The following is a 24,907-nucleotide window of genomic DNA, read 5'->3' on the forward strand; positions in this document are numbered from 1 at the left end:
GGGCGCAAGCCGCGTCAACTCGCCGTCTTCCGCCAACGCTTCGCGACTTGAATCTGCATTTCATCGCAAAGGGCTAGACCCATCGCCGGGCTGGGGAGAGTATCGGCCACCTGATCTCAACCCCACGGACCCACACCCATGAAATCGCTCACATCCGGACTTCGCTTCGCTGCCACCATGTTGGCAATCGCGCTCGGCAGCACTTTCGTCCACGCCGCGGGCTATCAACACGGTTTTGCTGCTGATCCTGAGGGCAAGCCCCTGGAAATCGGCATCTGGTACCCGAGCAAAACGGCGGTTCAGCCCCTGTCGTTGGGGCCCACCACGATGAGTGTTGCAGTGAACGGCAATGCAGAGGGCAAGGCTCTGCCCCTGATCGTGATCTCGCATGGAAACGCAAGCTCGTTCGTCAGCCATTACGACACGGCCATCGCAATGGCCGACGCCGGATTTGTCGTGGCGGCTATCAGCCACGCGGGCGACAACTACGCCGACCAGAGCCGCGCTACCGACGTGATGGACCGTCCGCGCCAGATCAGCCGAGTGATTGACCACATGCTGTCGACCTGGGAGGGCCACGCCATCATCGACCCGACGCGCGTCGGCATGTATGGCTTTTCGGCGGGCGCTTTCACCGCGTTGGTGAACATCGGCGGCGTTCCCGATTTCACGACAGTCGGCCCGATGTGCCGCCAATTCCCTGCGGACTTTGCATGCCAGCTCATCGGAAAAAGCGTCGGCAACACGGCCGTGCCCCTGACGTCCCACAAAGTTCGTGCAGCTGACGCTCGCATCAAAGCCGCCGTGGTGGCTGCACCTGCGGTTGGATTTGCATTTGCTCCGGACGGACTAAGGAACGTCAAAGTGCCCGTTCAACTCTGGACCGCTGAAAACGACTTTGTGGTTCCGCAAGCGCGCTATGCAGAAGCTGTGAGAGCTGCGCTGCCGGTGGCACCGGACTACCACGTCGTTGCAAATGCCGGGCACTACGATTTCCTCGTGCCTTGCAGCAATGCGCTTGCGTCGATGGCGCCCCACATTTGCGCCAGTGCAGCCGGCTTCGACCGGTCAGCGTTTCACGCGAAATTCAACGCGGAAGTTATTGGCTTCTTCAACAAGACGCTGAAAAGCGGGCCTGGATCCTGATAAGGCCGATGCGTCTGCTTTGGGTCGAATGCACTGGTCCATCAGTCTCCTCGAACAGCTGGCCAGCCCGCCTATAGCTGGTACGCCTGGTGCACGCGCCCTTCACCGATCTGCCTCGAGAACAGCAGGCGAGCCGCGTGGGTCCCTCGGAGGTGGTCGAACGGACTCGCACCGGGACCGGCCAGCACCGGGTACGTGATGAGGTGCAGTTCGTCGAGCAGTTCCGCTTCGAGCAGCGTGCCGATCAGCATCGCGCCGCCCATCGCGTAGATGGCCTTGCCCGGCTGCGCTTGCAACTCGCGTACTGCGTCGAGGCTCCTCACGAATCGCGTCGTTGGCCAGGCAACATCCTTGAGCGTCGACGACAGCACGTAGTGCGGCGTCTTCGACGCGAAGGCGCTCCACTTCTTCTCGTCCGCATGCGCTGGTTTCCCCGTCATCGGCAAAGGCGTCGTGGGATGTTCGGCGATCGCTGTCCAGTACTGCTCGTACCCCGGATACATGCGTCCGCCTATCAGGCAAGCGTCGACGCGTTCGGCCAGCCCGTAATCGTCGGACCACGCATCGACCCAGTGGGCGTAACCATCAGCGCCTCCGCTGCGGCCGTCGATGGATACCTTCATCGCAGCGATCAGCGGACGCACAGCAGCTCCTCGTATTCGGCGCGCAGCGTCTTCCATGTCGCCCACAGCGAGGGCGGTGCATCGCCGCTGACCAACGCCACCAGCCGCGCCAGATGCGCATGCCAGCCGGCCGCCACGTTCAGGCGCAGGGCAGGGCGCTCCAGCAGACGATGCGTGAGCGTGAGCAGCACTTCGGCTCCGTCCTGCTCCAGCTCGATCGTGACTTCACCCGCATCGGGCCACGCATAGCGCAGATACCGGGGCGGATCGACCTCCAGCACGCGGCAGGTCGCGCGGTGTTCGGCGGGCATGCCCTCAGGCCGCTCCGCGCTGGATGCGGACAGTTCTTCGTTGCGCCAGACCAGTTCGAAGTCGGCTTGCGGCTGCAGCGCCGTGGTACCGCCGGCAAGCCATTGGCGGCGCAAGTCGGGATCGGTCACGTAAGACCACACGCGGTCGATGTTGCCGGGCAGGCGCCGGTGAATGCGCAATGTTTCTGGGTCCAGCAGCTTGCCATGCCGGGAGTTCAGGGCGTTGAGGGTATTGGGGGTGGTGTCGTTCACTTGCGTTTCCTTGGGGTCGGGAGCTTGGGGATGGGCGGCAATTCGCGACGCAACAGCTCTTCCAGCTTGTCGAGACTTTCCGACCAGAACTGTTCGTAGTGCTGCAACCAGTCGTTGGCTGTCGACAGCGGCTTGGCGTCCAGTCGGCACAGGTGCACGCGGCCGCGGATCTCCCGCTGCACCAGCCCCGCGCGCTCGAGCGCCTTGATGTGTTTCGACGCGGCTGCCAGGGACATGTCGAAAGGCTCCGCCAGCTCGCCGATCGAGCATTCGCCCTTGGAGAGGTTTCGAAGCATCCGTCGGCGGGTGCTGTCCGAAAGGGCAAAGAAAACCGCATTGAGCCGGGTGTCCTGCCGCGCTTGTTGTCGTTCAACCATGTGGTTGAATATAGACGCGTGTTTGCTGATTGTCAACCATCTGGTTGAATGTATCGGTCCCCGCCTGGCTCAGGCCACCAGCCCGAGATACTCCTGCCGCGTCTGCGGCAATACAGCCCGTATGAGCTGCTCGTAGGACGTGCGATGCCTCGCCAGCATGCGGGCCGATGCCACGGACTTGGAGCGGCAATACCAGTGGCAGGTGTGCTGCATCAGGAGCATCTCGGCCATGATGGCGAAGGCGCGGTCCTTCGGGGAGGCGTCCTGTTCTTCGACCGCACGGCAGATGCCGCGGGAGTGCATGCGCAGCGCCTCGCGCATGTCGAAGGACCTGTCGAACGCGGGCGAGCGGGGCAGCCAGGTCGGGAACTTGCTCACGCGTGTGGCCGTAGGCTCGACGCCCGCGAAGTCCTCCGCGAACTTGCGGACCTCCCGGCACAGGGCGTTCTCGGTTCCGCGCAGCACGCCCCAGACCTGCTCGCCGCGGGCGGGGTCCGCTTCGCCCAGGGCGCGCGAGTAGCCCTGCGAGAGCGTCTCGATGCTCTGTTCGATGTCGTGGCCGGCCAGGTAGCGGGCCAGGAGCGCGATGCGCCCTTGCTGGTGCCTGAGCCTGGCGATCCACAAGGCGACCAGCGCGACGGGCAAGAGAAGAAAAAATTCCATCGGCCGATGGTACAGAGGCCGGGAGGAGATCCTCAGGCGCCGCATTCCCTGGTACGACCCATCTGGAGTGCGAACGCGCCCATTGCCGCCAGCGTGGCCAAGCCCATCACCGCCATCCAACCCCAACGTGAGAGCAACAAGCTCCCCAGTGCGGAGCCGGCAGCCATGCCGACGAACATCGCGCTCATCAGGACAACGTTGAGGCGGCTGCGGGACTGTGCATCCAGCGCATAGACCAGCGTCTGGTGCGCGATCAGTGCGCCCTGCACGCCCAGGTCGAAGACGATCGTGCCGGCTGCGAGCACGCCGAGCTGCCACATCACCGGCATGGATGCGCCGGCGCCCATGGCAAGAAACGCGGCAGCGCTCAGCACCGCCCCGATCCGCACCACGTAGACAGGGCCCTTGCGGTCCGCGAGGCGGCCCGCCAGTGGCGCGGCCAGCGCGCCGGCCGCACCGGCCAGCCCGAAGGCACCCGCCGCGGCGCTGCCCAGGTGGAATGGTTCCGCGTGCAGCATCACCGCGAGCGTGGACCAGAAGGCGCTGAAGCCGAGTCCGAGCAAGCCCTGGGCCAGCGCGGCCCGGCGCAGCGCGGGGTGTGCTTGCCACACCGTCGCGAGCGAACGCAAGAGCGCCGGGTAGGCCAGGTGGGCGGCGGCCGGGAACGCGGGCAGGAAACGCCACGCGGTGATTCCGGTGGCCGCGATCGTTGCGGCGGCCAGCACGAACATCGCGCGCCAGCCGAATTGTTCGGCGACGAACCCGCTGAGCACGCGCGACAGCAGGATGCCCAGCAGCAACCCCGTCATCACGGTGCCCACGAGCCTGCCGCGCTGGTGCGCGGGCGCGAGTGCGGCGGCCGCCGGCACGAAGTCCTGCGCCAGCGTGGCCGTCACGCCGATCAGCGCGCTGGCGGCCAGCAGCAGAGCGACCGAGGGCGCGGCGGCCGCGGCAAGCAGAGCGAGCGTCAACGCCAGTGCCTTCGCAAGAATGACGCGCCGGCGATCGAACCGGTCCGCGAGCGGGCCGAGCAGCAGCAGGCCCGCCACGTACCCCAGCTGGGTCGCGGTGGGGATCCAGCCCGTCAACCAGGAGGGGGCGTGGAGATCCTGTCCCAGCACGCCCAGCAAGGGCTGCGCGTAATAGATCGAGGCGACGGACAGCCCGGCGCCGGCCGCGAGCAGCAGCATCAAGGCGCGGCCAGGCCCTCGTGCGAGGGCGCTGGCGTCGGACTGGACATACGGAGTGCGAATAGCGTTCATGGCATCAATACGCGAGTGACTGGGATGTATCGACTGTGCGCGCACGTAGCGCCGGGCGGAAGGTGCGCGGAACGCAAAATGGTTATACGCTTGGCGCATGAACAAACCGACCAGACCAAGTGGAAGCAGGAACCCCGGCCCACAGGCGCGTGCACTGCCCCAGGGCGTGCCGGCGGATCGCATCGCACTGCTGCAGACCTTCGTGCGCATCGTGGAAGCCGGCAGCATGTCGGCGGCCGCGCCGTTGCTCGGCGCGACGCAGCCCACGGTCAGCCGGCGCCTGCGCGCGCTGGAAGACAGCCTCGGGGTCCAATTGCTGCAGCGGTCCACCCACGCGATGCGGCTGACCCTCGAAGGCGAGCGTTGTTATGAACGCGCGCGCACCTTGCTGGCCGACTGGTCCGCATTCGAAGCGGAGGTGGGCACCGGTGGAGCGGAGCCCGAGGGCCTGCTGCGCGTGGCGGTGCCCCATGCGTTCGGCCAGGACAAGTTCGTCGCGCCGCTGGCCGAATTCCTGCGCGCGTATCCGCGCGTCTCGGTGGAATGGCTGCTGATCGACGATGTGTCGGACGCCTTGTCACGCGGAATCGATTGCGCCATCCAGGTGGGCGACCCCACCGACCTGGACGTCGTGGCGGTGCGCCTGGCGGCGGTCGATCGCATCCTGGTGGCCGCCCCGTCGATATTGCCGCGCAAGCGGCCGAGTGACCCCGATGGGCTCGCCACTTTGCCCTGGCTCGCGCTGCGAACCTACTACCGGAACGAACTCGTCCTCACGCACGGCGCGACCGGCGAGGTCCGCCGGTTGCCGCTGCGCCCGCGGGTGAGTACCGACAGTCTCTACGCACTGCGCAGCGCGTGCCTCGCCGGGCTCGGCGCCTGCGCCGCCTCCGCCTGGATGGTGGCGGACGACATCGCGCGGGGGAAGCTCGTCCAGCTCGCGCCGCACTGGCGGCCGGCTCCGCTGCCCGCGTGGATCAGCTATCCCCATGGCCAGCACTACCCGTCCCGCCTGCTGCTCTTCGTCGCGGCCATGCGAGAGGCGGTGCCTCGGATCGTCGGGTCCGATGGACGCGGCGGTTAGCCGCCTGGCAGGACTCGCGGGATCCTATCGGGCCGCGAGCGCCCTCAGCTTGCTGAAGTATTCACGCATGATGGCGCGCAGTCGCTCGGCGCCTTCGCGGCCCCAGTCGCGCTGCAGCTCGCAGGCGAGGGCCAGTACGCTCACCGGCTTGGCCCCGGCCTGGATCATGCGTTGAACGGCGGCATCGTGCGCGACACGACTGACACCGCCGATGGCATCGATCACGAAGTAGACGTCGAAACCATCGCGTAACGCGTCCAGGGTGGGGAAGGCCACACACACCTCCGTCCACAGTCCCGCGATGATGAGTTTGCGGCGGCCGGTCCGCTCGACGGCGGCCCGGAAATCGGCATCCTCCCAGGAGTTCATGCTGGTGCGATCGATTTCAGGGCCACCCGGAAGTGTGGCGAGGAGCTCTTCGCTCGTTCCCGACATGCCGTGCTTGACGTACACGGTGCTCAGGACGACGGGAAGCCCGAACGCGGTCGCCGTCCGGCCCAGCATCGTCACGTGGGCCTGCAGCTCGTCGCGGCCTACCGAACCCACGCCCTGGTACTGCTCGGGCTGGTAATCGATCAGTGCGAGGACGGCGTTTTGCGGGGTGAGGAGTGAGTCGGTGAGGGGATCGCGCAAGGGGGTGGGATCGGCCATGTGAACAGTCTCCGGCAGTTGGCTTCAATTCGCATAGTTTCCCGTACGCGCCGCGACGGCGCGCCAGCGCGCGGACTCGACCTGCATGCGCGTGGGGAGATCGGCGGTGGCGCCCGGGCCGCTGGCCTGCACGCCGATGTCGTTGAAGCGGCGCACCACGTCGGCCTGCTTGACCACCATGCCCAGTTCGCCCTGGAGTTTCTGCACGACCTCGCGGGGCGTCGCCGCCGGCGCGAAGACTCCGTACCACATGCCCGCGTCGTAGCCGGGGACGCTCTCGGCCACGGTCTTCACGCCGGGCAGGTCCTTGAGCCGCGAAGTGCTCGCGATGCCCAGCGCGCGTACCTTGCCGTCGCGGATGAGCGGGATGAGTTGCGGTGCCGGTCCCGCGACCATTTCGATGCGTCCACCGATCGCATCCTGGAGCGCTTCGCCGATGCCCTTGTAGGTCACCATCGTGATGTCCGCGCCGGTCATGGAGCGCAGCAGGTCGATGGTGAGGCTCGTGGTGCTGCCGAAATTCGCGCGGCCCGGGTTTGCCTTCGCGTAGGCGAGCAGTTCCTCCACGTTCCTGAAAGGCGCATGCGGTGCGGCCACCAGAAGCACGCCGGATTCACCGATGGCGCGCACCGGCACGAAATCGCGCTCGAGGTTGTAGTTGAGCTTGCGGTAGAACGCCGCGTTCGCCGATTGCACGCCGCTGAGGATGCCCAGCGTGTACCCGTCCGGCGTCGCCCTCGCGAGGGCTTCGGCGCCGACGTTGCCTGCGGCGCCGGCGCGGTTTTCGACGATCACGGGTTGCTTCAGCCGCTGGCCCAGGCCCTCGGCGAGCGTGCGCGCGAGCAGGTCCTGCGTGCCCCCCGGCGGGAACGGCACGATGATGCGCACCGCCTTGCCGGGGAAGGTTTCGGCGTGGACAGGCGCCACCCAGGTGGCGGCGGCGGCGAGCAGGAACGTGATGAGGACGCGAAGGGACATGGAAAGGACGATCATGAATGAAGCGGTCGCGGGGACCAGGGAACAGGTATGCCGAGGGAGGCGGCGGCATCGGCCAGCATGCCGGCGGTGCGCGCCCCGAGCGGAATGCCGTGCGCCGCGCGGCGCACGGATTCGGCGCCGCCGCGCTCGCCGGGCAGCAGCACCGGCGACCCGGTCGAGGACGGCAGCGACTTGATGGCGTCCACCAGCGCGGACACCTGGGCCTGCGCCTGGTCCGGAGACTGCGGTGCCGTGCGTGCGAGGTCGAAGGCCAGCACCATGGCGTTCTGCCGGTGGCGTGGCGGCGTGTCGGTTGACGACAGCGCGGGGGCGAGGATCTGCGCGCCGGTCATCGCGCTGCACACGAGCTCGATCATCAACGCGAGGCCGGAACCCTTCGGCCCGCCGAGCGGCAGCGGCGCCACCGCGTCGTGGGCATCGGTGGTCGGCCGGCCCGACGCGTCCGCAGCCGAGCCGGCCGCGAGGGTGTGCCCCTGCGCACGCGCCTCTTGCAGCCGGCCGAAGGCGATGGCTCCCGACGCCATGTCGAACACGATCGGTCCGTCGCCGTGCCGGGGAACCGCGATGGACAGCGGCGCGGTCGAGACGCCGGGCGCGGCGGCTCCGTGATAGAACATGTTCGGTCCCGAAGCGGCGAGTGCGATGCCGACGAGTCCGGTGCCGGCGAGGGCGCTGGTGTAGGCCCCGAGCGCGCCGGTGTGCGTGGTGCCGCGCACCATCACGACACCGACGCCGCAGTCCCGCGCCATCGGCGTGGCCATCGCGACCGCCATCTTCATGCTCACGGCGCCGGGGGCCGCGTCGGCATCGAGTACCTGCAATGCGGGCAGGCTGAAGGCCACGCGCGGCCGGGCCGCGCCGTTCATCTCTCCGGTGCGCAACCACCGCAGGTACAGCGGCAGCCGCGACACACCGTGCGATTCGACGCCGCGAAGGTCGGCCCACACGAGCACCTGGGCGACCTCGGCGGCATGGTCGGGCTGGAGTCCACCGGCGCCCAGCAGCGCGGCGGCAAATTCGCGCAGCGCCTGCGCATCGATGACATGCATGCGAACTTGCTCTCAGGCCAGTGCGGATTCGGCGGGCGCGTGCGTGGCGACCTGGCCGCCGAGGGGGAGGTGGCGTTGCAGCCAGCCCGACAGCAGGTCCAGCACGATCGTGTTGTCGTCGGAGAAGATGAAGTGGTCGATGCCCGCGAAGAGATGCAGGTCCGTGGGCATCGCCGCGTGGCGGAAGAGTTCGATCGACTGTTCGCTCGGCGTGACGGCGTCGGCGGCTGGATGCAGCAGCAGCAGCGGCCGCGGCGCGATGCGCGCGACCACGTCCACCGGCCGGAACGCCAGCATGCTCTCCACCACCTCGAACGGAAACTCCATGTGCGAGCCCGCAGGCAAGCCGGAGCGCAGGTGCACCGGGATGGGCACGATGTCGAAGCGCGACACATTCATCGGCCGGCCCGCGGCCAGGCTCGCGCGTCCTCGCTGCACCATCGCCATGAATTTTTCCCAGGCGCCCTCGGCGCGATGCTGCTGCCGCAGCTTGGCCGTTCCGTCGCCCCATCCCGCCGACGAGATACAGGCCGCGATGCGCGTATCCACTGCCGCGGCATAGACCGCGACCGCGGCGCCGAAGCTGTGGCCCAGCACCGCGATGCGCGCCGGGTCCACGCCGGGTAGCGAGCGCAGGTAGGTGACGCAGTTCTGCACGTCGCGCACCTGCTCCTCGCACAGCACGCGCGCCGGTACGCCTTCGCTTTCGCCGCAGCCGCGCATGTCGAAGCGGATCGTGAGGTAGCCCATCCGCGCGAGCAAGTCCGCGGTGAGCGTCACCACGCCGTCGGTCTTGTTGGCGCCGAAACCGTGCAGCAGGATGACGGCGGGGCGCGGCTCGATGGATTCGCCGTCGATCGCGACGATGCCCGCGAGCCGCAGGCCGTCGGAGTCGAACCACACGCGCGTTTCGCCGACGGCGGGGGTTTCGGTGTCGCTCTTCACTGCACGGCTCCCTTGAGGAATTTCTCGATGGTGGTCGCCAGCGCGACCGGCGTCTCGTCCATCGGGTAGTGACCGGCGTTGGCCATGAAGTCGAGCGTCGCGTTCGGGTACCACGCCAGCCAGGTGGCCTGCATCACGGCCGCGTTCAGCCCGGGATCGTGCTCGCCGACGATCACCTTCACGGGCACCTTCGCGCCCTGGATGCGCGACGAGATGTCGGTGCGCGCCCAGGAGTGCAGGTAGGCGCCGAAGGCGTCGGCCTGGGAGCGCGCCATCGACTTCGCCACCAGGCGATCCACCCACGTCGCCGAGAGCCGGCTGCCGGTGCTGAAGTCGATGATGGCCCGGCGGGATGCCTCGCTCTGCGCCGCGGACGAGAAGAGCGCCCAGGCTTGCTCGTCGAAGGGCACGCCGCTCGCCGGCACGGGCGTGATGCCCACCAGCGCCTGCACCCGCTCCGGCGCCGACGCGAGCACGTGCTGGATCGCCGCACCGCCCATGGAATGGCCGACGAGGCTGAAGCGGTCCCAGCCCAGGAAGTCCGCGGTGGTGACCGCGTCGCGCGCGACCTCCTGCATGGTGTATTCGCCCTTCATGTGCCTGGCGCCGCCGTAGCCGCGGCAGTCCATGAAGACGTAGGTGAACCCGGCGGTGTCGAGCGACTCGACCATCGGGCCCCAGCCCTCGGCGCTGCCGAACCAGCCGTGCAGCGCCAGCACCTTGCGCGGACCCGAACCCACCGACACCACCGAATTGCTCATCGCTCGAATCTCCTTTGTGCGGGGCCATTGCTTGACCCTCTCGCCAGCGGCTCCCTACAATGGATTCGTGCCCGGCCTGGCTTGGAGACAATGTAGACGGCACCTCGCGAAAAGGCATCCCGCGTGCCTCCGGCGGCCGACCGTATCGTCCGATTTTTACAAGATGGCTCCAGGCCGCATGACCGCTAACCGACAGTCGACGATCTTCCAGGGCGAGTTCGGGCGCGTGACGCTGAACCTCACCTCGCGCACCCTGGTCGAGCATGCGCACTCCGAGTTCAATTTCATCTTCAAGGTGGGCGGCGGCGACACGGCCTTCCGTGTCGCGGGCGCGGACTACACGCTCTCCGACGATTCGGTCATCCTGATCAATCCGTGGGAGTCGCATGCCAAGCTCGCGAGTGTCGACGGTGCGACGCTCGCGCTCACCGCGCTCGTGAACCCGCCGTGGCTCTTCCAGGCCGCCAATGTGCCGGCCACATCCGGCGTGAAGCTGTTTCCGCAGGCCTTGGGCAAGCTCACCCCGGGCGTGCAGGAAGCCGCGCTGCGCATCGCGATGAGCATGACGGCCACCGACGTCGATGCGGGCGAGCCCGAGACGCTCCTGCGCGAACTCGTGCAGCAGGTGGTGGTGTGCTTTGCCGACCCCGAACTCGCGCGCCGCTCGCTGTTCTCGGGGGTGGCGATGGATGCGCGCGTCATGCGCGCCACGCGCTACATGCGCGAAAAGGCGATGGACAACCCCGGCCTGGACGACATTGCGCGCGAGGTGGGCCTGTCGCGCTCGCGCTTCTTCGAGCAGTTCAAGAACTGCCTGGGCGTCTCGCCCCAGCAGTACCTCGACTGGCAGCGCATGGCGCTCGCCACGCGCATGCTCTCGCAGCCGGGGAGCACGGTGGCGGACGTCTCGTTCCAGCTCGGCTTCTCGGCGCCCAGCCACTTCGCGCGCTTCTTCTCGCAGCACATCGGCCTGCCGCCGAGCGATTTCAAGCGCGGCATCCTGAGCCAGCCGGGCCCCGATCAGGGCTGAATCGGCGCGAGCGCGGGCGTGAACGCCGACGGCTGCAGGAGCTTGCTCTCCTGCTGCACCACAAGTCCCGCTGCGATGCGCAGGTACTCGGTCCAGCGCGGGTCGGCCGCCAGTGCGGCACGGCGGCGCATGCGGTCCTCGAAGCTCTCGAACCCCCAGAGGTGCACCACCTGGTTGAGCGGGCCGATCTCGCTCACATAGCAGCCGAACCAGTGGCCCAGGTTCTCGGCATGCACGCGCACGCCGTGCTTTTCGTAGAGGTGCAGGTAGTCGCGCAGCTTCCCTGGCGCGACGGTGTAGGTGCGTTGTTCGATGAGCATGTTCATCCTTGCGCCAGGGCGGCCTTGAGGTAGCTGTCGTCCTGCAGCGCGCGCAGGTCGGGCGCGGCACGGATGTTGCCCATGCGCAGGTGCCACTGCACGAGCTCGTCGACGCCCGCGAACGAGGGAGCACCATTGGCGGGAAAGTCCAGCATCGGCGTGTCCGCGGTGATCTGCATGTTGTACTTGCCGAGCATGGCGGTGAGTTCGGCCGCGCCCGCATTGCCGTCGATGAAGGCGCGGCGGTAGTCGCGCAGCGCCCGCATGTAGGCGATCAGGAAGCGCCGCCCCGCCTCGGGATTGCGCCGCGTGATGTTGGCGCCGTAGATCAGCCAGCCGTTCGGGAAGTTCGGCTTGAACTGGTCCATCGACATGATGCGCACGCCATTGACTTTCTTGAGCACGAGCGTGGCATGCGGCTCGTTGATGCACGCCGCGTCGATCGATTTGTTGCCCAGGCCCGCCACCACGTTCGGCAGGCCCAGCTGGACGATGTCGAATTCCTTCTCGCTCACGCCGGATTTCTGTGCGAGCGCGGAGACGAACCAGCTGCTGGGCGCGGCGAGGCCCGAGGCGAGCTTCATCCCCTTGAGGTCGGCCGGGCTCTTGTAGCGGCCGCTCTCCACGTGATCACGGCGCATGACGAAGCTGATGGAGCCGTGTCCCGGCGAATGCTGGCCGGCGGTTGCCACGATCGTGAGGTCAATGCCGCGCTGCTTCGCGTTGAAGAGCATGGGGTTGGGTCCGCTCGCGAGCACTTCGAGCGCGCCGATCGCGAGCGCCTGCGCGGCCTCGCCCGAGCCGGGGAACGCCTTGATCTCGACGTCCAGGCCCTCGTCCCGGAAGTAGCCTTTCTCCGCCGCGATGATGGACAGCGCGTCGAACATGGCCGAGATGATGCCGACGCGCACGGGCACGGCCGGCGAGAGGGGCGCGCGCCGGGTTTGCGCGCCCAGCGGCCCGGCGGCCAGCGCGCATGAGGCCAGCAGCATGGCGCGGCGGGTGGTCGATGGAAGAAGCGGATTCATGGGGTCTCCTTGGGTGTGTGAGGGGGAGCGGGGGCGTGCGGGATCAGCGCTTCTTCCACGGCAGCAGGCGCGCCTCCGCCATGTCGAGCAGCCAGAACGACACGATGCCGATGAAGGCGATGACGACGAGGCCGACGTACATGTCTTCCACGGACATGAGCTGCCAGGCGCGCCAGATGATGAATCCGATACCCGACTGGCTCGACACCATCTCCGCCGTGACGAGGAGCAGGAGCGCCGCGCCCCAGCCGAGGCGCAGGCCCGCGAAGATCACGGGCAGCGCGCCGGGCAGTGCGATGGTGAAGAAGGTCGCGGTCCGGCTCGCCTTGAAGTTGGCGCCGACGTCGAGGTAGATCCGGTCGATGTTCGCGACGCCCGCCGCCGTGGCGATGAGGACCTGGAAGAACACGCCCACGGCGATGATGGCCCACTTCGACTCTTCGCCGATGCCGAAGATCAGCATCACCAGCGGCAGGATCGCGACTTTCGGGATCGGGTAGAGCGCGCCCACCATGGGCTGGATCGCGGCGCGCAGGAGCGGCATCAGCCCCATGAGCGCGCCGACCACGATCGCGGGCAAGGCACCGAGGGCGAAGCCGATCAGCGCGCGGGACAGGCTCACCAGAACGTGCCAGCCGAGCGAGTCCTTCCACGGCAAACCCCACGCCATGTGCTGGAACGTGCCGACGATCGACGACGGCGCGGGAAAGAAGCGCGCATCGAGCCAGCCGGCGCGGACCAGGGCCTCCCAGACCGCGAGCAGGACGAGCGGCGCCGCGACCGCGACCGACCGGGTCGCCAGCGGCCGCGACAACCAGTGCACGCGCACACCTTCGGCCCGGCGCACATGCAGCAGCGGCTCGTCGCCGGCGGGCAGCACGGCGCTCATGGCGCGACCTCGCGCGTGGCGCCCTGCACCTCTTCGCGCAGCGCGGACCAGAGCGTGCGGCTCAACTCCCCGTACCCTTCGCTCGCGCGGATCTCGTAGGCGCCGCGCGGCCGCTGCAAGGTGACGGGCACATCCGCCTTCAGGCGCCCGGGGCGGGCCGTCATGATCAGCGCGCGGTCGCTCAGGACGAGGGCCTCGTCGATCGAATGGGTGATGAAGAGCACCGTCTTGCGCGACTCCTCCCAGATGCGCAGCAGCTCCTCCTGCAGGATCGCCTTGTTCTGCTCGTCGAGGGCGGCGAACGGCTCGTCCATGAGGAGGATCTCCGGGTCGTTCGCGAAGGCGCGCGCGATCGACACGCGCTGCTTCATCCCGCCGCTCAGTTGGTGCGGGTACGCGTGCCGGAAAGCGCCGAGCCCGACCTTGTCGATGTAGTGCGAGACGATGTCACGGCGCTGGGTTGCCGGCACCCCGCGCATGCGCAGGCCGTACTCGACGTTCCTTTCCACGCTCATCCACGGGAACACCGATTGGTCCTGGAACACCATCGAGTGCAGCGGCTTGCTGCGCTCGAAGTGCGCGATCTCCAGCTCCCCGGCCGTGTGCGTTTCCAGCCCTGCGACGATGCGCAGCAGGGTCGTCTTGCCGCATCCCGAGGGGCCGACGATGCAGCAGAACTGCCCCTTCAGGATGGTGAGGTCGACGCCCTGCAACGCGGCGACGGTGGCGCCGCCCGCGACGAAATCCTTGCCCAGGCCGCGCATGCGCACGTGCCAGGGCGCCGGTGGCGCAAGCGGCACCGCCGCAGCGCGATCGAACGAGTGGACATCGCTCATGTTCATGCCGCGCCCTCGTTGCCGCGGCGCAGCGATGCGGACAGCCGCTGCTGGATTTCGGGCGACAGGACGCTCTTGGGCAGCATGCCGTGCATGGTCTGCGCGGGCACCTGGGTGTAGATCGTCTGCAATTGCCGCGCGAACTTGGTCGCGCGAAAGCTCCCCGCGAGGCTCCACAGCGCATAGGCGTCCGCACGGTCCATCTCGAGCGCCTCCGACGTCCACGCCAGGAGGCCGCGCAGCCCGCCGACCAGTGCGTTGTCCAGGTCACGGCCGAAGCCGACGCCGATCCAGTGCGTGGGCGTTTCCGCGATGGGCAGCGCGAGCGGCACCCTCTTGTGCAGCACGTACTGGATGCGCAGGTCTTCCATCGCCGTCTCCAGCGCGGTCTGGTTCACCATGCCGTCGCCCTGCACCGCATGCGAGTTGCCGGTCCACACCCGGCCCCCGGGATGGAAAACGGGCAGGAACAGGGCCGTGCCTTCCACCAGCTCGTGCAGGCCCAGCTTGCCGCCGTACGCGCCGTTGAGGATGGCACTCACGGGCTTGTCGCCCGGCGGCTGTGTCGCGAACATCCCCTGGCCCGGATGCAGTTTCAGGCGGATGCCCGGCGAGAACTCCGCCGTCTCGCGGTTGGCGTCGAAGCGGAAGTACTTGAGGTAGGGCTTGTCGAAGTCCTCGGGCAGCGCGCCCACGTTGCGCGGCGCGGAGTTCCAGCCCCAGGCGATCGGCCGCGCCTTCAGCGTACGGATTTCGATCACGTCGCCGGGTTCCGCGCCGCGGACATGAATGGGGCCGATGTTGGAGTACGGGCCGTTGGGGTAGCGCCGGCGTATCGGTTCGCGCTCCTCGAAGCTCATGCCGTAGCGCGGCTCGTTGGCCCAGTTGAGCCAGGTGTCGGGATAGTGGACGATGTCGCCGGAGTCGATCGTGGCCGCGGGCTTCGAGGCCGGGTCCAGCAGGCCCACCCGCACGGTCTTGGCATTGCATACGACGGTGTGCGTGCGGGCGCTGCCCACCGGCCGCAGCGCACCCGCCGGCGGCAGCGAGCCGCAGCCCGCAGCCAGCGCCGCGCATCCCGCGGCCGCGCCCAGCCAGGAGCGCCGGCTCGCGTCGACCGCGCCCTCGCGTCCGTTCTCGTTGATCTCTGCAATCATGGTCGCTTTCATGAAGTGGTGAATGGGGGAAGGGGGAAGGGGGAACCTCAGGGACGCTCGGCTTGCGCACCGATGCTGCGGATGCCTGCGCGCACCGCGTCTTCGTCGAACTGGCTGGAGGCGCCGCTGCCGCCGGCGGCGCCGGCGAGGCGGCCGTCGATGAAGATCGGCAGCGAGCCCTGGGACGGGAACATCGGCCCGCCGTAGCTGAGCGCGCTGATCTGCCCGAAGACGATGGGGTTCATGCGGTAACGCTCCATCAGCGCCTTGCCCGATTCCCCGCCCGTGGCGACGCTCGCGATGGCCTTGCCGCGCGCGACGTCGAAGGTGCCGAAGGGCATGCCGTCCATGCGCCCCGCCGCGACGAGGTGCCCGCCCGCATCGACGACGGCGATGGTGACCGCGGCGCCGCGCTCGCGCGCATACGCGAATGCGCCCTGCATCAGGCGCGTGGCCTGGTCGAGGCTGAGCGCGGGCGCGAACTCGGCGCGCGGAGGCGCGGCTGAACCGGCCTGTGCCATGGCGTCGTGTACCCCGCATGCCAGCGCGAGCGTGAATGCGATACGCGCGGCGGCGCACGCCCACGAGCTGCTGTTGTCCATCATGTCTCCTTCGCACCTTTTCGTGTGATGCGCGGGAGCTTAGGAGCGCACGCGCGATGGCGGACACCGAAACCTCCGCCCTGTTACCACCGAGTCCGATTCTTCCGGTGCGTCCATCTTTTCGGACGATTCGGTAGGCCGGTGGAGCTTCCGGGTCCGGTGCCTGCGGATCGCTCGTCGACGATCGCTCGGCCCGACGGGATCGGGCCAACCATCCGTAACGACATCACGAGGAGACTTATCTTGATCAACACCAAGCCATGCTGGTTCGTGGGCCTTCCTGCTTTGCTGGCTTGCGCCCTGGGGCACGCACAGAGCACCGTCCAGATCTACGGCACCATCGACGAATTCGCGGGCCGGCTCACCACCGAGACCGCGACCACGCGAAGCTCGTCGACCGTCCTCAACAACGGCGGCATGACGACTTCGTTCCTCGGCTTTCGCGGCACGGAGGACCTCGGCGGCGGCCTGCGCGCGGTGTTCGCGCTCGAGACCTTCATCCGCGCGGACACGGGCGCGATCGGCCGCAACGATGCGGACCCGTTCTGGGGCCGCCTGTCCATCGTCGGTCTCGAAGGCGGCTGGGGCAAGCTCACGCTGGGCCGCCACGTCACGCCGTATTCGCTCGCGACGACGCTCAACACCCCCTTTGTCGGCTCCACCACCTTGAGCCCGGTGTTCGCGCACGTGTACAACCTGAACCTGCAGGGCGGCACGCGCTTCGACAACGGCGTGCAGTACAGCCTGCCCCGGCTCGGCGGCTTCGCGGCCGACTTCCTGTATTCGATGGGACGCGAGAACGCGACACCGAGCGTGGACCGCAAGCGCGACCGGGCGTTCGAGGCCGTGGGCAGCTACACGACCGGACCGGCGAAGCTGACGGCCGGCTATCACTACATCAACCTCAACAACGCGGGCGACGACCACGACCAGAATGCATGGATGGTCGCGGGCACCTACGATTTCGGGGTGATCAAGGTGAACGCGCAGCACCACCGCGTCCGGGAGCAGTCGACCACCATCGCAACGAATGCGCGGCGCCGCACCACGGAGGCCGGCGTCACCATCCCCGTCGGCGCCGGCAGCATCCTCGCGACCTATGTGCGCAGCTCGATGCGGGACGCCTCGCCCGCCACACCGGACGGGCGCCGCAGCTTCTCCATCGGCTACGACTACAACCTGTCGAAGCGCACCGACATCTACACCGCGTACTACCGCGACCGGCTGGTCAACCCGATGACGCAGCAGACCATCCTGGCCGCCGGCGTGCGCCACCGCTTCTAAGCCGGCCATGAAGGACAACCACACCTTGCGCGCCGCGCAGCTCCTCTCCTGCGGCTGCGAAAGCCGCCTGTGCCATCACCGCATCGCGGGCGGCGGCGCGGTCGCACCGCTCGACGGCGTCGAGCCGGACGCCATCGGGCGCATCGCCGATGCGCGCGGGACGGCGCTGCCCCGTTCGCGCCGCAGCGTGCTCGGCGCGGCGCTCGGTGCGATCGGCGCGGGCAGCCTCGTGCCGCTCGCGGGTTGCGCAGGCGGACCGGCAGCGGGCGCGCCGATGGCCGGACCGCGCGAGGGCCGCACCCACGTGCTGCCTTCGACGAAGGAAACCGTGCGCGTCGGCGCGATGGATCCCGCCGCGCGGCCCGGCGTGACGGTGGACTCCGGCGATGTCGTCCACTATCCCGACACCTGGGTGAACTGGGCGGACGAAGCGAAGTACGGCATGGCCTTCGACGAGCGCGAGCCGATTCGCAAGCGCTACCCCGCCGGGCCGTACTCGCTCGTCGGGCCGGTCGAAGTGCGTGGCGCCCAGCCGGGCGACTGGATCGAGTGCCGCATGGTGCGCCTGCGGCCCATCGAATGGGGCTGGAACAGCGCGCCGCTCGGCGTGGGTGCCTTGCCCTCGGAATTCAGGAAGCCCTACCTGCAGTACTTCAGGTTCGACGCCGCGCGGACGACAGCGGCGTTCAAGGAGGGCGTGAGCTATCCGCTGGCGCCGACGCAGGGGGTCATCGCCACGATGCCCGCAGGAGACAAGCCGGTGAGCGGCATCCTGAGCGGCCCGCACGGCGGCAACCTGGTGCTGCGCGAACTGACGGAGGGCGCGTCCATCTTCCTGCCGGTGCTGCGTGCGGGCGGGATGGTCTGGACCGGCGACTCGCATGCGGCGCAGGGCGATGGCGTGGTGAACCAGACCGCCATCGAAAGCGCGATGGAGGACATGCGCATCCAGTTCATCCTCCACAAGCGCTCCCCGCTCCGCACGCTGCTGGCGGAAACGCCGACACAGTGGATCTCGATCGGCCATGGCGAGACGCTGGAGAGGGCGCTGGCGGCCAGCCTGGTGAACTCGATGGACTGGCTGTCGGCCGCGTCGGGGCTCGGGCGGGACGATGTGTACTCGCTGATCAGCGTGGCCGGCAGCGTGCGCATCACGCAGTATTCGCACCAGACCAACACCGTCTATACGAACGTGCCGGCCAAGGGCGTGCACACCGTGATTCCGAAGTCGATCTTCACCGCGACAAAAATCGACCAGATCGCGAAGGCCACGCGCACCGGCGCATGAGCCTGGGGCGTTGATCCGGGCGCGCCCCTCAGCCGGGCGCGCGCATGCGACGCACGCCGTCGATCCACTCGACGAAGGCGCGCATCTGCTGGCCGACGAAGGCGCGCGTCGGCTCGTCGGTGCATTCGCCCGCGGCGTCGAACTTGCCCGCCGCGGCGCCGATGAACACCTCGGGCTTGGCGAGCACCATCGCATTCACGAACAGCATCACCTTGCGCAGGTCGTACTGGACGCGCGCGCCTCCCAGCGGCCCGGGGGACGCGGAGAGGATCGCGACCGGCTTGCCATCGAACGGCTGCGCCGCATCGCGGCTCACCCAGTCGATGGCGTTCTTCAACACGCCGGGGATGGAGAAGTTGTACTCCGGCGTCGCGATGACCAGGCCGTCGCAACGCCTGATCTGTTCGGTGAGCGCGCCGACGGCATCGGGCACGCCGCGCGCGAGCACGTCGCCGTCGAAAAGCGGAATGCCCCGGATGTCCAGCACGTGCGGTTCGCAGTGGGGAGGCAGGCTGCGCAGCGCGAGCGTGAGCGCCTTGCGGTTCAGGGACCCCTGGCGAAGGCTGCCGCACAGCGCGGCGATGCGCAAGGGGCGCCGGCCCGATTCGGCGCTCATGCGGCCTTGCCCCCGCGCGCGTAACCCGTGCTCGCCCCGAACACCTGCTCGCGCTGCGACCAGTCGTGCGTCTTTTCCCAGACCTCGAGCACGCGCGGCGCCTCGCGCTCGAACTCCTTCAGGCGCTCCGGGGGGCAGGTGCGGGTGGTCAGCTCCAGCCGATGGCCGGAGGGATCGAAGAAGTAGATGGAGAGGATGAAATCGTCGTGGTTGGTCGGGCCCACCACCGCGATGCCCTTGGCCTCCATGTCGGCCTTGGCCTTCAGCAGCGTGTCGACGCTGTCGACTTCGAATGCGAAGTGCTGGATCCAGTCGGGGGATTCCAGGTCCTTGACGTTGCCGGCGTCGCGCGGGCACTCGAAGAAGGCGATGGAGCTGCCGTCCTCCATCTCGAAGAAGATGTGGACGTGCGGGCTGTACTGACCGGTGGACGGCACATGGTCCTCGCCCATCGCGTGGGCGAACTTGAGGCCGAGCACCTCGGTGTAGAAGCGCGTGGTCGCGCCGGCGTCCTTGCAGCGGAAGGCCGCGTGGTGAAGTTTCTTGCAAAGCATGGTGGGTATTTCCTTGAGGTCAGCGGGCGTATTGCAGAACCTGCTGGTCGATCGCGCCGAAGATGGACCGGCCCGCGGCGTCGAACATCTCCACCCGCACCCGGTCGCCGAAGGCGAAGAAGGGCGTCTTCGGTTCGCCGAGTTCCACCGTCTCCATGGCGCGCGCTTCGGAGATGCAGCAGAAACCCGCGCTGCGGTCGTGGTTGGAGACCGTGCCGGAACCGATCACGGTGCCGGCGCCCAGCGGCCGCGTCTTCGCGGCGTGCGAGATCAGCGCGGGAAAGTCGAAGTACATGTCGGTGCCGGCCGAAGGCGAGCCGAGCTTCGCGTTGTTGACGTGCACGGTCAGCGGCAGGTTCAGCTTGCGGCCGTCCCAGGCGTCGCCGAGCTCGTCCGGCGTCACGGCGACGGGGGAGAAGGCGGTGACGCCCTTGCCGTTGAGGAAGCCGAAGCCCTTGTTCAACTCCGCGGGGATGATGTGCCGCAGCGACGTGTCGTTGAGGATCATTACGAGCTTCACGTGGCGCGCCGCTTCCTCGGGCGTGCAAAGCATCGGCACGTCGTCGGTGATGACGGCGATCTCCGCTTCGAGATCCACGCCCCAATCCTCGCTTGCGACGAGCACCGGGTCCAGCGGTCCGGTGAAGTAGTCGGAGCTGCCCTGGTACATCAGCGGGTCCTTGAGGAACTCCTGCGGCATCGCGGCGCCGCGCGCCTTGCGCACGAGTTCGACGTGACTGAGGTATGCGCTGCCGTCCAGCCACTGGTATGCGCGGGGCAGCGGCGAGGCGGCGGCGGCTGCGTCGAAGGCAATCGTGCCCGGGGCCTTGCCCTCGTTCAGTTGCGCATACAGCGCCTGCAATGCGGGCAAGACATCGGCCCAGTGGTCGATCGCGTGCTGCAGGGTCGGCGCGATGTGGGCGGCGGACGCGGCGTGGCGCAGGTCGCGCGAGACGACGACGAGCTGGCCGTCGCGCGTGTGGTTCTTCAGGGAGGCGAGTTTCATGGGAGTCCGTGGTGAGGTGGTTGTTCAGGCATCGGCCACGGTGAGCACCGTCTTGCCGATGTTGTCGTTGCTGTCCAGGTGGATGTGCGCCTGCGCCGCATCGCGCAGCGCGAAGGTGCGGTGCACGCGGGGGCGGATGGCGCCTTCTTCGATGAGGGGCCAGAGCACGCGCTCGAGTTCGCGGGCGATGACCGCCTTCTGATCCAGGGTGCGGTGGCGCAGCGTGGTGCCGGTGATGTAGGCGCGCTTCATCATCACGACGCCGATGTCGACCGTCAGCTCGCGCCCCAGCGGATGCGCGATGTAGACCATCCGGCCGTCGCGCGCGATCACCGCGAGGTTGCGCGCGAAGTAGGGGGCGCCCACCATGTCCAGGATCACGTCCACGCCGTGGCCGGCGGTGCGCTCCTCGATCACCGATTCGAACGCCTGCTCGCGGTAGTTGATCGCGACGTGCGCGCCGAGCTCCAGCGATGCCGCGCACTTCTCCGCGCTTCCGGCGGTCGCGAACACTTGCGCCCCGAGACGGCGCGCCCACTGCATCGCGAGCGAACCGACACCGCTGGTGCCGCCATGCACGAGCAGGCGCTCGCCGCTTTGCAGGCGCCCATGTTCCAGCAGCGCGCTCCACGCGGTGAAGGCGCCTTCCGGCAGGGCGGCGGCTTCCGCCATGTCGAGACCCTGCGGGATGGGCATGCACTGGCCCTGCGGCGCCACGACGTATTCCGCATACCCGCCGCCGATCAGCAGCGCGCAGAGCGTGTCGCCCTTGCGCCAGCGCTCGACGCCGGGGCCGAGCGCCGCGACCTCGCCCGCGACTTCGAGTCCGGGCACGGTGGGCGCGCCGGGCGGCATGGGATACACGCCCGCGCGCTGCATGAGGTCCGGCCGGTTCACCCCGGCGGCCACCACCCGGATCAGCACTTCGCCGGGCCCGGGCTCTGGAATGGGACGGTCGGCCGGGGTCAGCACCTCGGGGCCGCCGGTGCGGGGGATATCGATCACGAGCATGGGGTTCTCCTTATTCCACCTTGAGGCCGGCGGCCTGGATCGCCTTCGCATACATGGCGTGGTCGTGCCGGAGCGTCTCCTGCAGGCGTTGCGCCGTCGTCGGCGTCACCTCGAAGCCGAGCTCGGTGAGCCGGCGCTCCAGCTCGGGGTCGGCGAGCACCGTCTTCAGGCTCGCATTGAGCTGGTTCACGATGGCGGCAGGCGTCGCGGACGGGGCGAACACGCCCACCCAGCCTTCGATGGACAGTCCCGGCACGACCGAGCGTGTGAGCGGCGCCTTCGGGAATTGCGGCGGCACGCGCTCGCTGGCCGCCGCGATCACCTTCAACTTGCCCGCCGCCGCATGCGGCTGGATGTTCGACACCACGTCGAAGATGACGCTCACGCGGCCGGTCATCACATCCGGCAGTGCCGCGCTCGAACCCTTGTAGGGAACGTGCACCAGGTCGATGTCGGTGAGCGTGCGCAGCATCTGCCCCGCCAGGTGCGGCGCCGAGCCGCTGCCGTAGGACGCGAAGCTGTACTTGCCCGGTGACGCCTTCGCGAGCGCGATGAGCTGGCCGAGCGATTCGATGCCCGAGTCCGGCGCGGTGGCGACCAGGAAGTGGGCGACCGCGAGCTGGGCGACAGGCTGCAGGTCCCGCATCGGGTCGAACGAGAGCTTGTAGATGCCGGGGTTGATGACGATCGTCGCGGGCACGCCGAGAACGAGCGTGTAGCCGTCGGCCGCGGACTTCGCGGCCGCTTCGGTCGCGACGACACCGTTGGCGCCGGTGCGGTTGTCAACGAGGACGGGTTGCTTGAGCAGGCGGGACAGGCGCTCGCCCACGGCACGGGCGATGAGGTCGAGTCCGCCCCCGGCCGCATAAGGCACCAGGAGACGGATCGGCTTGTTCGGATACGCCTGTGCGTGGGCGCCGTGCGTCGCGAAGGCGAGCAGGGGAAGCATCAGCAGGGGGCGCATCCAGCGCGCGAGGCGGTGCAGGGAGGAAGTCATCGGGGTCATGTCCGCTCCAGGTTCAGAGGTGATCGACCAGCCAGTCGCTCAGCATGCTGAGCGCGGGTTCCGGCCGGTCGAGCTGGACATGCGCCGCGCCGCCTTCCTGCCGCGTGAACACGCGCATCTCCTTGCGCGGCGAGGGAATCGCCTCGAACAGGGTGCGGGCGTCGGCAGCGGGTGTCTGCCTGTCTTCCTCCCCGTGCAGGATGAGGATGTCGCACGTGATGTCCTTCGCGGCCTCCCGCAGGTGGAAGGGTTCGAGCTTGCGCAGCGCCTGGTCGAAATCCTTCGCCCCGACGATGTGCAGGATGTGGTCGCCCGTGGTGCCCATGGCGGCCGTCACGTCCAGCGAAACCCCTTGCCCGGGCTGCACCTTGAAGCGTCGCATCCACACCGAGTGGTAATCGTACACGGCGCCCCAGGCCACGCAGGCCTTGAAGCGCTTCTCGTAGGCCGCCGCGCGCGGCGCATAGTAGCCACCCATGCTCGCCGCGACGATGCCGATGCGCTGCGCGTCCACGTCCGGGCGGCCGGTGAGGTAATCGACCGCGGCGCCGGCCGCCACTTCCGAATCGTGCCGTGCCTTCAGGCCGGACAGGCGCAGCGTCGCCCCTTGGCCCGGGTGGTCGACGGCCAGCGTGGAGATGCCGCGCTGCGCGAGGGCGAGCGCCACGTAGATCATCTCTTCCTTGGTGCCGTCGAGCCCGTCGGACAGGACGACGGCCGGCCGCTTTCCGCCACCGGGCGCGCGGACGAAGTAGCTGTAGAGCGTGCCCCCGTCGAAGGGGATGTCGACGATCTCGATGGCGGGCTCGGAGCGAGCCGCTCCCTGGGCGAACGTGTCGAGATGGCTGCGATACAGGGCGGCGCCCCGGTCGTCGCCGGGCTTGAGGAACGCCTCGGCCCACTGGAAGTACAGGGACGCGCGCAGGAAGTGGTCGCGTGCGGTGACATTGCGGCCTTTGGCGGCGGCGTCGGCGGCGATGCCTTCGACCTGCCGCGCGAGCTTCGTCCATGCCAGGTGCCAGGCCTCGTTGTCCGAAGGGGCGCCGGCCGCGACGGCCTCGCGAAGGTCGGCGCAGGCCCAGTCGATCTCGCCGAGCATGCCGCCGCTCGCGAGCGCCCGGTTGACGGCCAGCGACCACATGTAGTTGCCGGGGAAGTACTGAAACATCGTGGGTCTCCTGAAAGGTGAGGTCGTTGCGTTGGGGAGACTGTAGGCGTCGCCCTCCGCAGGCCATGGCGTTTGTCCACCAGATGGACACGAGGTTGGCGCGCGGCCGGCAGGGGCGCTCCCGTCGGCAATGCGGAGGCCGGGCACGGCCCTACACTGCGCATCACTGTTCAAATTCGAGGAAAGTTTCCGATCCATGGACAACCGTTCCGCCGCCGACCCGGGTTCGCTCGAGCGTTCCCTCGAACTCGCGCGCCTGCTGGCCAGCCATGGGGCGCGAGGCGCCGGCCTGACAGAACTGTCCCGCGCGACCGGCCTTCCGCATCCGACGGTGCATCGGTTGCTGCAGCGGCTGGTGGACCAGCGGCTCGCGCGCCAACTGGCTTCCACCCGGCGCTACGCGCTGGGTCCCCTTGCGTTCGAGCTCGGCCTGGCCGCGGCCCAGCAATTCGACGTGCGTGCGGCCTGCCGCCCGGCGCTGGAGCGGCTGGCGCACGAACTCGGCGATACGGCCTACCTCGTCATGCGCAGCGGGCTGGAAGCCGTTTGCGTGGACAGGCAGGAAGGTCCCTCGCCGATCCGCGTGTTCACGCTGGAAGTCGGCAGCCGCAGGCCGCTCGGGCTCGGCGCTGCGGGGCTGGCGATCCTGGCCGCGCTGCCGCAGGAGGAACGCGTGGAGGTGCTGTCGCTCGTGCGTGCCAAGGTGCTGGAGATCGGCAAGCTGCCGCCGGCGGAATTCGCGGCGTCGATCGAGCGCTGCCGCAAGAAGGGGCACTCGTTCATCCGCAACCGCGTGACACTCGGCGTCAGCGCGGTCGGCGTCGCGATCCACAACGCCTTAGGCGCTCCGGTCGGCGCCATCAGCGTCGCGGCCGTGGATTCGCGGCTCACCGCCGCGCGCGTCACGGCGCTGGCGCTGGTGTTGCACCGCGAAGCGCGCGAGATCGAGCGCGTGCTGAAGGATGGTGGCGGCTTCTACTACGACTGAG

At 68.6% G+C, this 24,907-nt stretch carries 28 protein-coding genes; 6 read left to right on the forward strand and 22 right to left on the reverse strand.

From position 1 onward, the window contains the following. Positions 1-138: 138 nt before the first annotated feature. Positions 139-1,146, forward strand: a complete 1,008-nt coding sequence (locus I5803_RS20790; protein ID WP_196988216.1) for an alpha/beta hydrolase family protein — start codon at positions 139-141, stop codon at positions 1,144-1,146. A 71-nt stretch (positions 1,147-1,217) separates the two neighbouring features. Here I5803_RS20790 and I5803_RS20795 read toward each other — a convergent pair whose 3' ends face one another. The 5 genes from I5803_RS20795 to I5803_RS20815 form a co-directional block, all read right to left on the reverse strand. Next, positions 1,218-1,769: a dihydrofolate reductase family protein gene (locus I5803_RS20795; RefSeq protein WP_196988217.1), complete on the reverse strand. Its 552-nt coding sequence runs from the start codon at positions 1,767-1,769 to the stop codon at positions 1,218-1,220. 8 nt (positions 1,770-1,777) lie between these two features. After that, on the reverse strand, positions 1,778-2,332 hold the full coding sequence (locus I5803_RS20800) for an SRPBCC family protein (protein ID WP_354001696.1): 555 nt from the start codon (positions 2,330-2,332) through the stop codon (positions 1,778-1,780). Further along, entirely contained in the window at positions 2,329-2,709 is a 381-nt protein-coding gene (locus I5803_RS20805) for an ArsR/SmtB family transcription factor (RefSeq protein WP_196988218.1), read from the reverse strand. Before I5803_RS20805 ends, I5803_RS20800 begins: the two co-directional genes overlap by 4 nt. 69 nt (positions 2,710-2,778) lie before the next feature. After that, positions 2,779-3,372, reverse strand: coding sequence for a hypothetical protein (locus I5803_RS20810; RefSeq protein ID WP_196988219.1), 594 nt, complete (start codon positions 3,370-3,372; stop codon positions 2,779-2,781). A 32-nt stretch (positions 3,373-3,404) separates the two neighbouring features. After that, the gene (locus tag I5803_RS20815) at positions 3,405-4,634 is read right to left on the reverse strand and encodes an MFS transporter (RefSeq protein WP_196988220.1); all 1,230 of its coding nucleotides are present in this window, start codon (positions 4,632-4,634) and stop codon (positions 3,405-3,407) included. A gap of 97 nt (positions 4,635-4,731) precedes the next feature. Here I5803_RS20815 and I5803_RS20820 point away from each other — a divergent pair, with 97 nt between their 5' ends. Then, positions 4,732-5,718: a LysR family transcriptional regulator gene (locus I5803_RS20820; RefSeq protein WP_196988221.1), complete on the forward strand. Its 987-nt coding sequence runs from the start codon at positions 4,732-4,734 to the stop codon at positions 5,716-5,718. Positions 5,719-5,742: 24 nt separating this feature from the next. Here I5803_RS20820 and I5803_RS20825 read toward each other — a convergent pair whose 3' ends face one another. From I5803_RS20825 to I5803_RS20845, 5 genes are read right to left on the reverse strand one after another with little or no spacing between them, the layout of a single operon-like run. Further along, positions 5,743-6,369 carry a hydrolase gene (locus tag I5803_RS20825; protein WP_196988222.1) on the reverse strand — a complete coding sequence of 209 codons (627 nt, stop codon included), beginning with the start codon at positions 6,367-6,369 and terminating at the stop codon, positions 5,743-5,745. Between the two features lie 24 nt (positions 6,370-6,393). Then, the gene (locus I5803_RS20830; RefSeq protein WP_231402485.1) at positions 6,394-7,347 is read right to left on the reverse strand and encodes a Bug family tripartite tricarboxylate transporter substrate binding protein; all 954 of its coding nucleotides are present in this window, start codon (positions 7,345-7,347) and stop codon (positions 6,394-6,396) included. Between the two features lie 11 nt (positions 7,348-7,358). Continuing rightward, positions 7,359-8,417: an Ldh family oxidoreductase gene (locus I5803_RS20835; RefSeq protein ID WP_196988224.1), complete on the reverse strand. Its 1,059-nt coding sequence runs from the start codon at positions 8,415-8,417 to the stop codon at positions 7,359-7,361. Between the two features lie 12 nt (positions 8,418-8,429). Beyond that, positions 8,430-9,362, reverse strand: coding sequence for an alpha/beta hydrolase (locus I5803_RS20840; RefSeq protein WP_196988225.1), 933 nt, complete (start codon positions 9,360-9,362; stop codon positions 8,430-8,432). Beyond that, positions 9,359-10,123, reverse strand: a complete 765-nt coding sequence (locus I5803_RS20845; RefSeq protein WP_196988226.1) for an alpha/beta fold hydrolase — start codon at positions 10,121-10,123, stop codon at positions 9,359-9,361. The genes I5803_RS20840 and I5803_RS20845 overlap by 4 nt, the downstream gene beginning before the upstream one ends. A gap of 178 nt (positions 10,124-10,301) precedes the next feature. Here I5803_RS20845 and I5803_RS20850 point away from each other — a divergent pair, with 178 nt between their 5' ends. Further along, positions 10,302-11,153: an AraC family transcriptional regulator gene (locus I5803_RS20850; protein WP_196988227.1), complete on the forward strand. Its 852-nt coding sequence runs from the start codon at positions 10,302-10,304 to the stop codon at positions 11,151-11,153. On the opposite strand, the gene I5803_RS20855 is transcribed toward I5803_RS20850, so the two are convergent. The 6 genes from I5803_RS20855 to I5803_RS20880 form a co-directional block, all read right to left on the reverse strand. After that, positions 11,144-11,473, reverse strand: coding sequence for an NIPSNAP family protein (locus tag I5803_RS20855; RefSeq protein ID WP_196988228.1), 330 nt, complete (start codon positions 11,471-11,473; stop codon positions 11,144-11,146). The two genes, I5803_RS20850 and I5803_RS20855, sit on opposite strands and share 10 nt — an antisense overlap. Before the next feature lie 2 nt (positions 11,474-11,475). Continuing rightward, positions 11,476-12,501, reverse strand: a complete 1,026-nt coding sequence (locus I5803_RS20860; RefSeq protein ID WP_196988229.1) for an ABC transporter substrate-binding protein — start codon at positions 12,499-12,501, stop codon at positions 11,476-11,478. Positions 12,502-12,544: 43 nt separating this feature from the next. Beyond that, entirely contained in the window at positions 12,545-13,390 is an 846-nt protein-coding gene (locus I5803_RS20865) for an ABC transporter permease (protein ID WP_196988230.1), read from the reverse strand. After that, the gene (locus tag I5803_RS20870) at positions 13,387-14,154 is read right to left on the reverse strand and encodes an ABC transporter ATP-binding protein (protein WP_435520876.1); all 768 of its coding nucleotides are present in this window, start codon (positions 14,152-14,154) and stop codon (positions 13,387-13,389) included. The genes I5803_RS20865 and I5803_RS20870 overlap by 4 nt, the downstream gene beginning before the upstream one ends. A 74-nt stretch (positions 14,155-14,228) precedes the next feature. Next, positions 14,229-15,383, reverse strand: coding sequence for an acetamidase/formamidase family protein (locus I5803_RS20875; RefSeq protein ID WP_196988231.1), 1,155 nt, complete (start codon positions 15,381-15,383; stop codon positions 14,229-14,231). A gap of 47 nt (positions 15,384-15,430) precedes the next feature. Continuing rightward, positions 15,431-15,985, reverse strand: a complete 555-nt coding sequence (locus tag I5803_RS20880; RefSeq protein ID WP_231402487.1) for a GlcG/HbpS family heme-binding protein — start codon at positions 15,983-15,985, stop codon at positions 15,431-15,433. A gap of 243 nt (positions 15,986-16,228) precedes the next feature. Between I5803_RS20880 and I5803_RS20885 the strand changes: the two genes are divergently transcribed. Together I5803_RS20885 and I5803_RS20890 are read left to right on the forward strand one after the other, a co-directional pair. Beyond that, positions 16,229-17,269, forward strand: coding sequence for a porin (locus I5803_RS20885; protein ID WP_196988232.1), 1,041 nt, complete (start codon positions 16,229-16,231; stop codon positions 17,267-17,269). Between the two features lie 7 nt (positions 17,270-17,276). After that, on the forward strand, positions 17,277-18,557 hold the full coding sequence (locus I5803_RS20890; protein WP_196988233.1) for an acetamidase/formamidase family protein: 1,281 nt from the start codon (positions 17,277-17,279) through the stop codon (positions 18,555-18,557). Positions 18,558-18,585: 28 nt separating this feature from the next. Here the strand turns inward: I5803_RS20890 and I5803_RS20895 are convergent, their stop codons facing one another. Genes I5803_RS20895 through I5803_RS20920 form a run of 6 tightly spaced genes read right to left on the reverse strand, consistent with a single transcriptional unit; the run spans position 18,586 to position 23,918 of the window. Then, the gene (locus I5803_RS20895) at positions 18,586-19,173 is read right to left on the reverse strand and encodes an NADPH-dependent FMN reductase (protein WP_231402488.1); all 588 of its coding nucleotides are present in this window, start codon (positions 19,171-19,173) and stop codon (positions 18,586-18,588) included. Continuing rightward, on the reverse strand, positions 19,170-19,727 hold the full coding sequence (locus I5803_RS20900; RefSeq protein WP_196988234.1) for a VOC family protein: 558 nt from the start codon (positions 19,725-19,727) through the stop codon (positions 19,170-19,172). The genes I5803_RS20895 and I5803_RS20900 overlap by 4 nt, the downstream gene beginning before the upstream one ends. A gap of 19 nt (positions 19,728-19,746) precedes the next feature. Beyond that, positions 19,747-20,733 carry a fumarylacetoacetate hydrolase family protein gene (locus tag I5803_RS20905; RefSeq protein ID WP_196988235.1) on the reverse strand — a complete coding sequence of 329 codons (987 nt, stop codon included), beginning with the start codon at positions 20,731-20,733 and terminating at the stop codon, positions 19,747-19,749. A 24-nt stretch (positions 20,734-20,757) separates the two neighbouring features. After that, positions 20,758-21,744 (reverse strand): NAD(P)H-quinone oxidoreductase, encoded by a 987-nt coding sequence (locus I5803_RS20910; protein ID WP_196988236.1) that lies wholly within the window; start codon positions 21,742-21,744, stop codon positions 20,758-20,760. A gap of 10 nt (positions 21,745-21,754) precedes the next feature. Beyond that, on the reverse strand, positions 21,755-22,750 hold the full coding sequence (locus I5803_RS20915; RefSeq protein ID WP_196988237.1) for a Bug family tripartite tricarboxylate transporter substrate binding protein: 996 nt from the start codon (positions 22,748-22,750) through the stop codon (positions 21,755-21,757). A 13-nt stretch (positions 22,751-22,763) separates the two neighbouring features. Further along, positions 22,764-23,918, reverse strand: a complete 1,155-nt coding sequence (locus I5803_RS20920; RefSeq protein WP_196988238.1) for an alpha/beta hydrolase family protein — start codon at positions 23,916-23,918, stop codon at positions 22,764-22,766. A 196-nt stretch (positions 23,919-24,114) separates the two neighbouring features. Between I5803_RS20920 and I5803_RS20925 the strand changes: the two genes are divergently transcribed. Further along, positions 24,115-24,906 (forward strand): IclR family transcriptional regulator, encoded by a 792-nt coding sequence (locus I5803_RS20925; protein WP_196988239.1) that lies wholly within the window; start codon positions 24,115-24,117, stop codon positions 24,904-24,906. Position 24,907: the final 1 nt, after the last annotated feature.

Source organism: Caenimonas aquaedulcis, from assembly GCF_015831345.1.
GTDB classification, from domain to species: domain Bacteria; phylum Pseudomonadota; class Gammaproteobacteria; order Burkholderiales; family Burkholderiaceae_C; genus Ramlibacter; species Ramlibacter aquaedulcis.

Bases quoted from the DNA above. Each gene is read 5' to 3' on its own strand.
- I5803_RS20790 (WP_196988216.1), top strand. From the start codon at position 139: ATGAAATCGCTCACATCCGGACTTCGCTTCGCTGCCACCATGTTGGCA.
- I5803_RS20795 (WP_196988217.1), bottom strand. From the start codon at position 1,769: ATGAAGGTATCCATCGACGGCCGCAGCGGAGGCGCTGATGGTTACGCC.
- I5803_RS20805 (WP_196988218.1), bottom strand. From the start codon at position 2,709: ATGGTTGAACGACAACAAGCGCGGCAGGACACCCGGCTCAATGCGGTT.
- I5803_RS20810 (WP_196988219.1), bottom strand. From the start codon at position 3,372: ATGGAATTTTTTCTTCTCTTGCCCGTCGCGCTGGTCGCCTTGTGGATC.
- I5803_RS20815 (WP_196988220.1), bottom strand. From the start codon at position 4,634: ATGAACGCTATTCGCACTCCGTATGTCCAGTCCGACGCCAGCGCCCTC.
- I5803_RS20820 (WP_196988221.1), top strand. From the start codon at position 4,732: ATGAACAAACCGACCAGACCAAGTGGAAGCAGGAACCCCGGCCCACAG.
- I5803_RS20825 (WP_196988222.1), bottom strand. From the start codon at position 6,369: ATGGCCGATCCCACCCCCTTGCGCGATCCCCTCACCGACTCACTCCTC.
- I5803_RS20830 (WP_231402485.1), bottom strand. From the start codon at position 7,347: ATGTCCCTTCGCGTCCTCATCACGTTCCTGCTCGCCGCCGCCGCCACC.
- I5803_RS20835 (WP_196988224.1), bottom strand. From the start codon at position 8,417: ATGCATGTCATCGATGCGCAGGCGCTGCGCGAATTTGCCGCCGCGCTG.
- I5803_RS20845 (WP_196988226.1), bottom strand. From the start codon at position 10,123: ATGAGCAATTCGGTGGTGTCGGTGGGTTCGGGTCCGCGCAAGGTGCTG.
- I5803_RS20850 (WP_196988227.1), top strand. From the start codon at position 10,302: ATGACCGCTAACCGACAGTCGACGATCTTCCAGGGCGAGTTCGGGCGC.
- I5803_RS20855 (WP_196988228.1), bottom strand. From the start codon at position 11,473: ATGCTCATCGAACAACGCACCTACACCGTCGCGCCAGGGAAGCTGCGC.
- I5803_RS20860 (WP_196988229.1), bottom strand. From the start codon at position 12,501: ATGAATCCGCTTCTTCCATCGACCACCCGCCGCGCCATGCTGCTGGCC.
- I5803_RS20865 (WP_196988230.1), bottom strand. From the start codon at position 13,390: ATGAGCGCCGTGCTGCCCGCCGGCGACGAGCCGCTGCTGCATGTGCGC.
- I5803_RS20870 (WP_435520876.1), bottom strand. From the start codon at position 14,154: ATGCGCGGCCTGGGCAAGGATTTCGTCGCGGGCGGCGCCACCGTCGCC.
- I5803_RS20875 (WP_196988231.1), bottom strand. From the start codon at position 15,383: ATGATTGCAGAGATCAACGAGAACGGACGCGAGGGCGCGGTCGACGCG.
- I5803_RS20880 (WP_231402487.1), bottom strand. From the start codon at position 15,985: ATGGACAACAGCAGCTCGTGGGCGTGCGCCGCCGCGCGTATCGCATTC.
- I5803_RS20890 (WP_196988233.1), top strand. From the start codon at position 17,277: ATGAAGGACAACCACACCTTGCGCGCCGCGCAGCTCCTCTCCTGCGGC.
- I5803_RS20895 (WP_231402488.1), bottom strand. From the start codon at position 19,173: ATGAGCGCCGAATCGGGCCGGCGCCCCTTGCGCATCGCCGCGCTGTGC.
- I5803_RS20900 (WP_196988234.1), bottom strand. From the start codon at position 19,727: ATGCTTTGCAAGAAACTTCACCACGCGGCCTTCCGCTGCAAGGACGCC.
- I5803_RS20905 (WP_196988235.1), bottom strand. From the start codon at position 20,733: ATGAAACTCGCCTCCCTGAAGAACCACACGCGCGACGGCCAGCTCGTC.
- I5803_RS20910 (WP_196988236.1), bottom strand. From the start codon at position 21,744: ATGCTCGTGATCGATATCCCCCGCACCGGCGGCCCCGAGGTGCTGACC.
- I5803_RS20915 (WP_196988237.1), bottom strand. From the start codon at position 22,750: ATGACCCCGATGACTTCCTCCCTGCACCGCCTCGCGCGCTGGATGCGC.
- I5803_RS20920 (WP_196988238.1), bottom strand. From the start codon at position 23,918: ATGTTTCAGTACTTCCCCGGCAACTACATGTGGTCGCTGGCCGTCAAC.
- I5803_RS20925 (WP_196988239.1), top strand. From the start codon at position 24,115: ATGGACAACCGTTCCGCCGCCGACCCGGGTTCGCTCGAGCGTTCCCTC.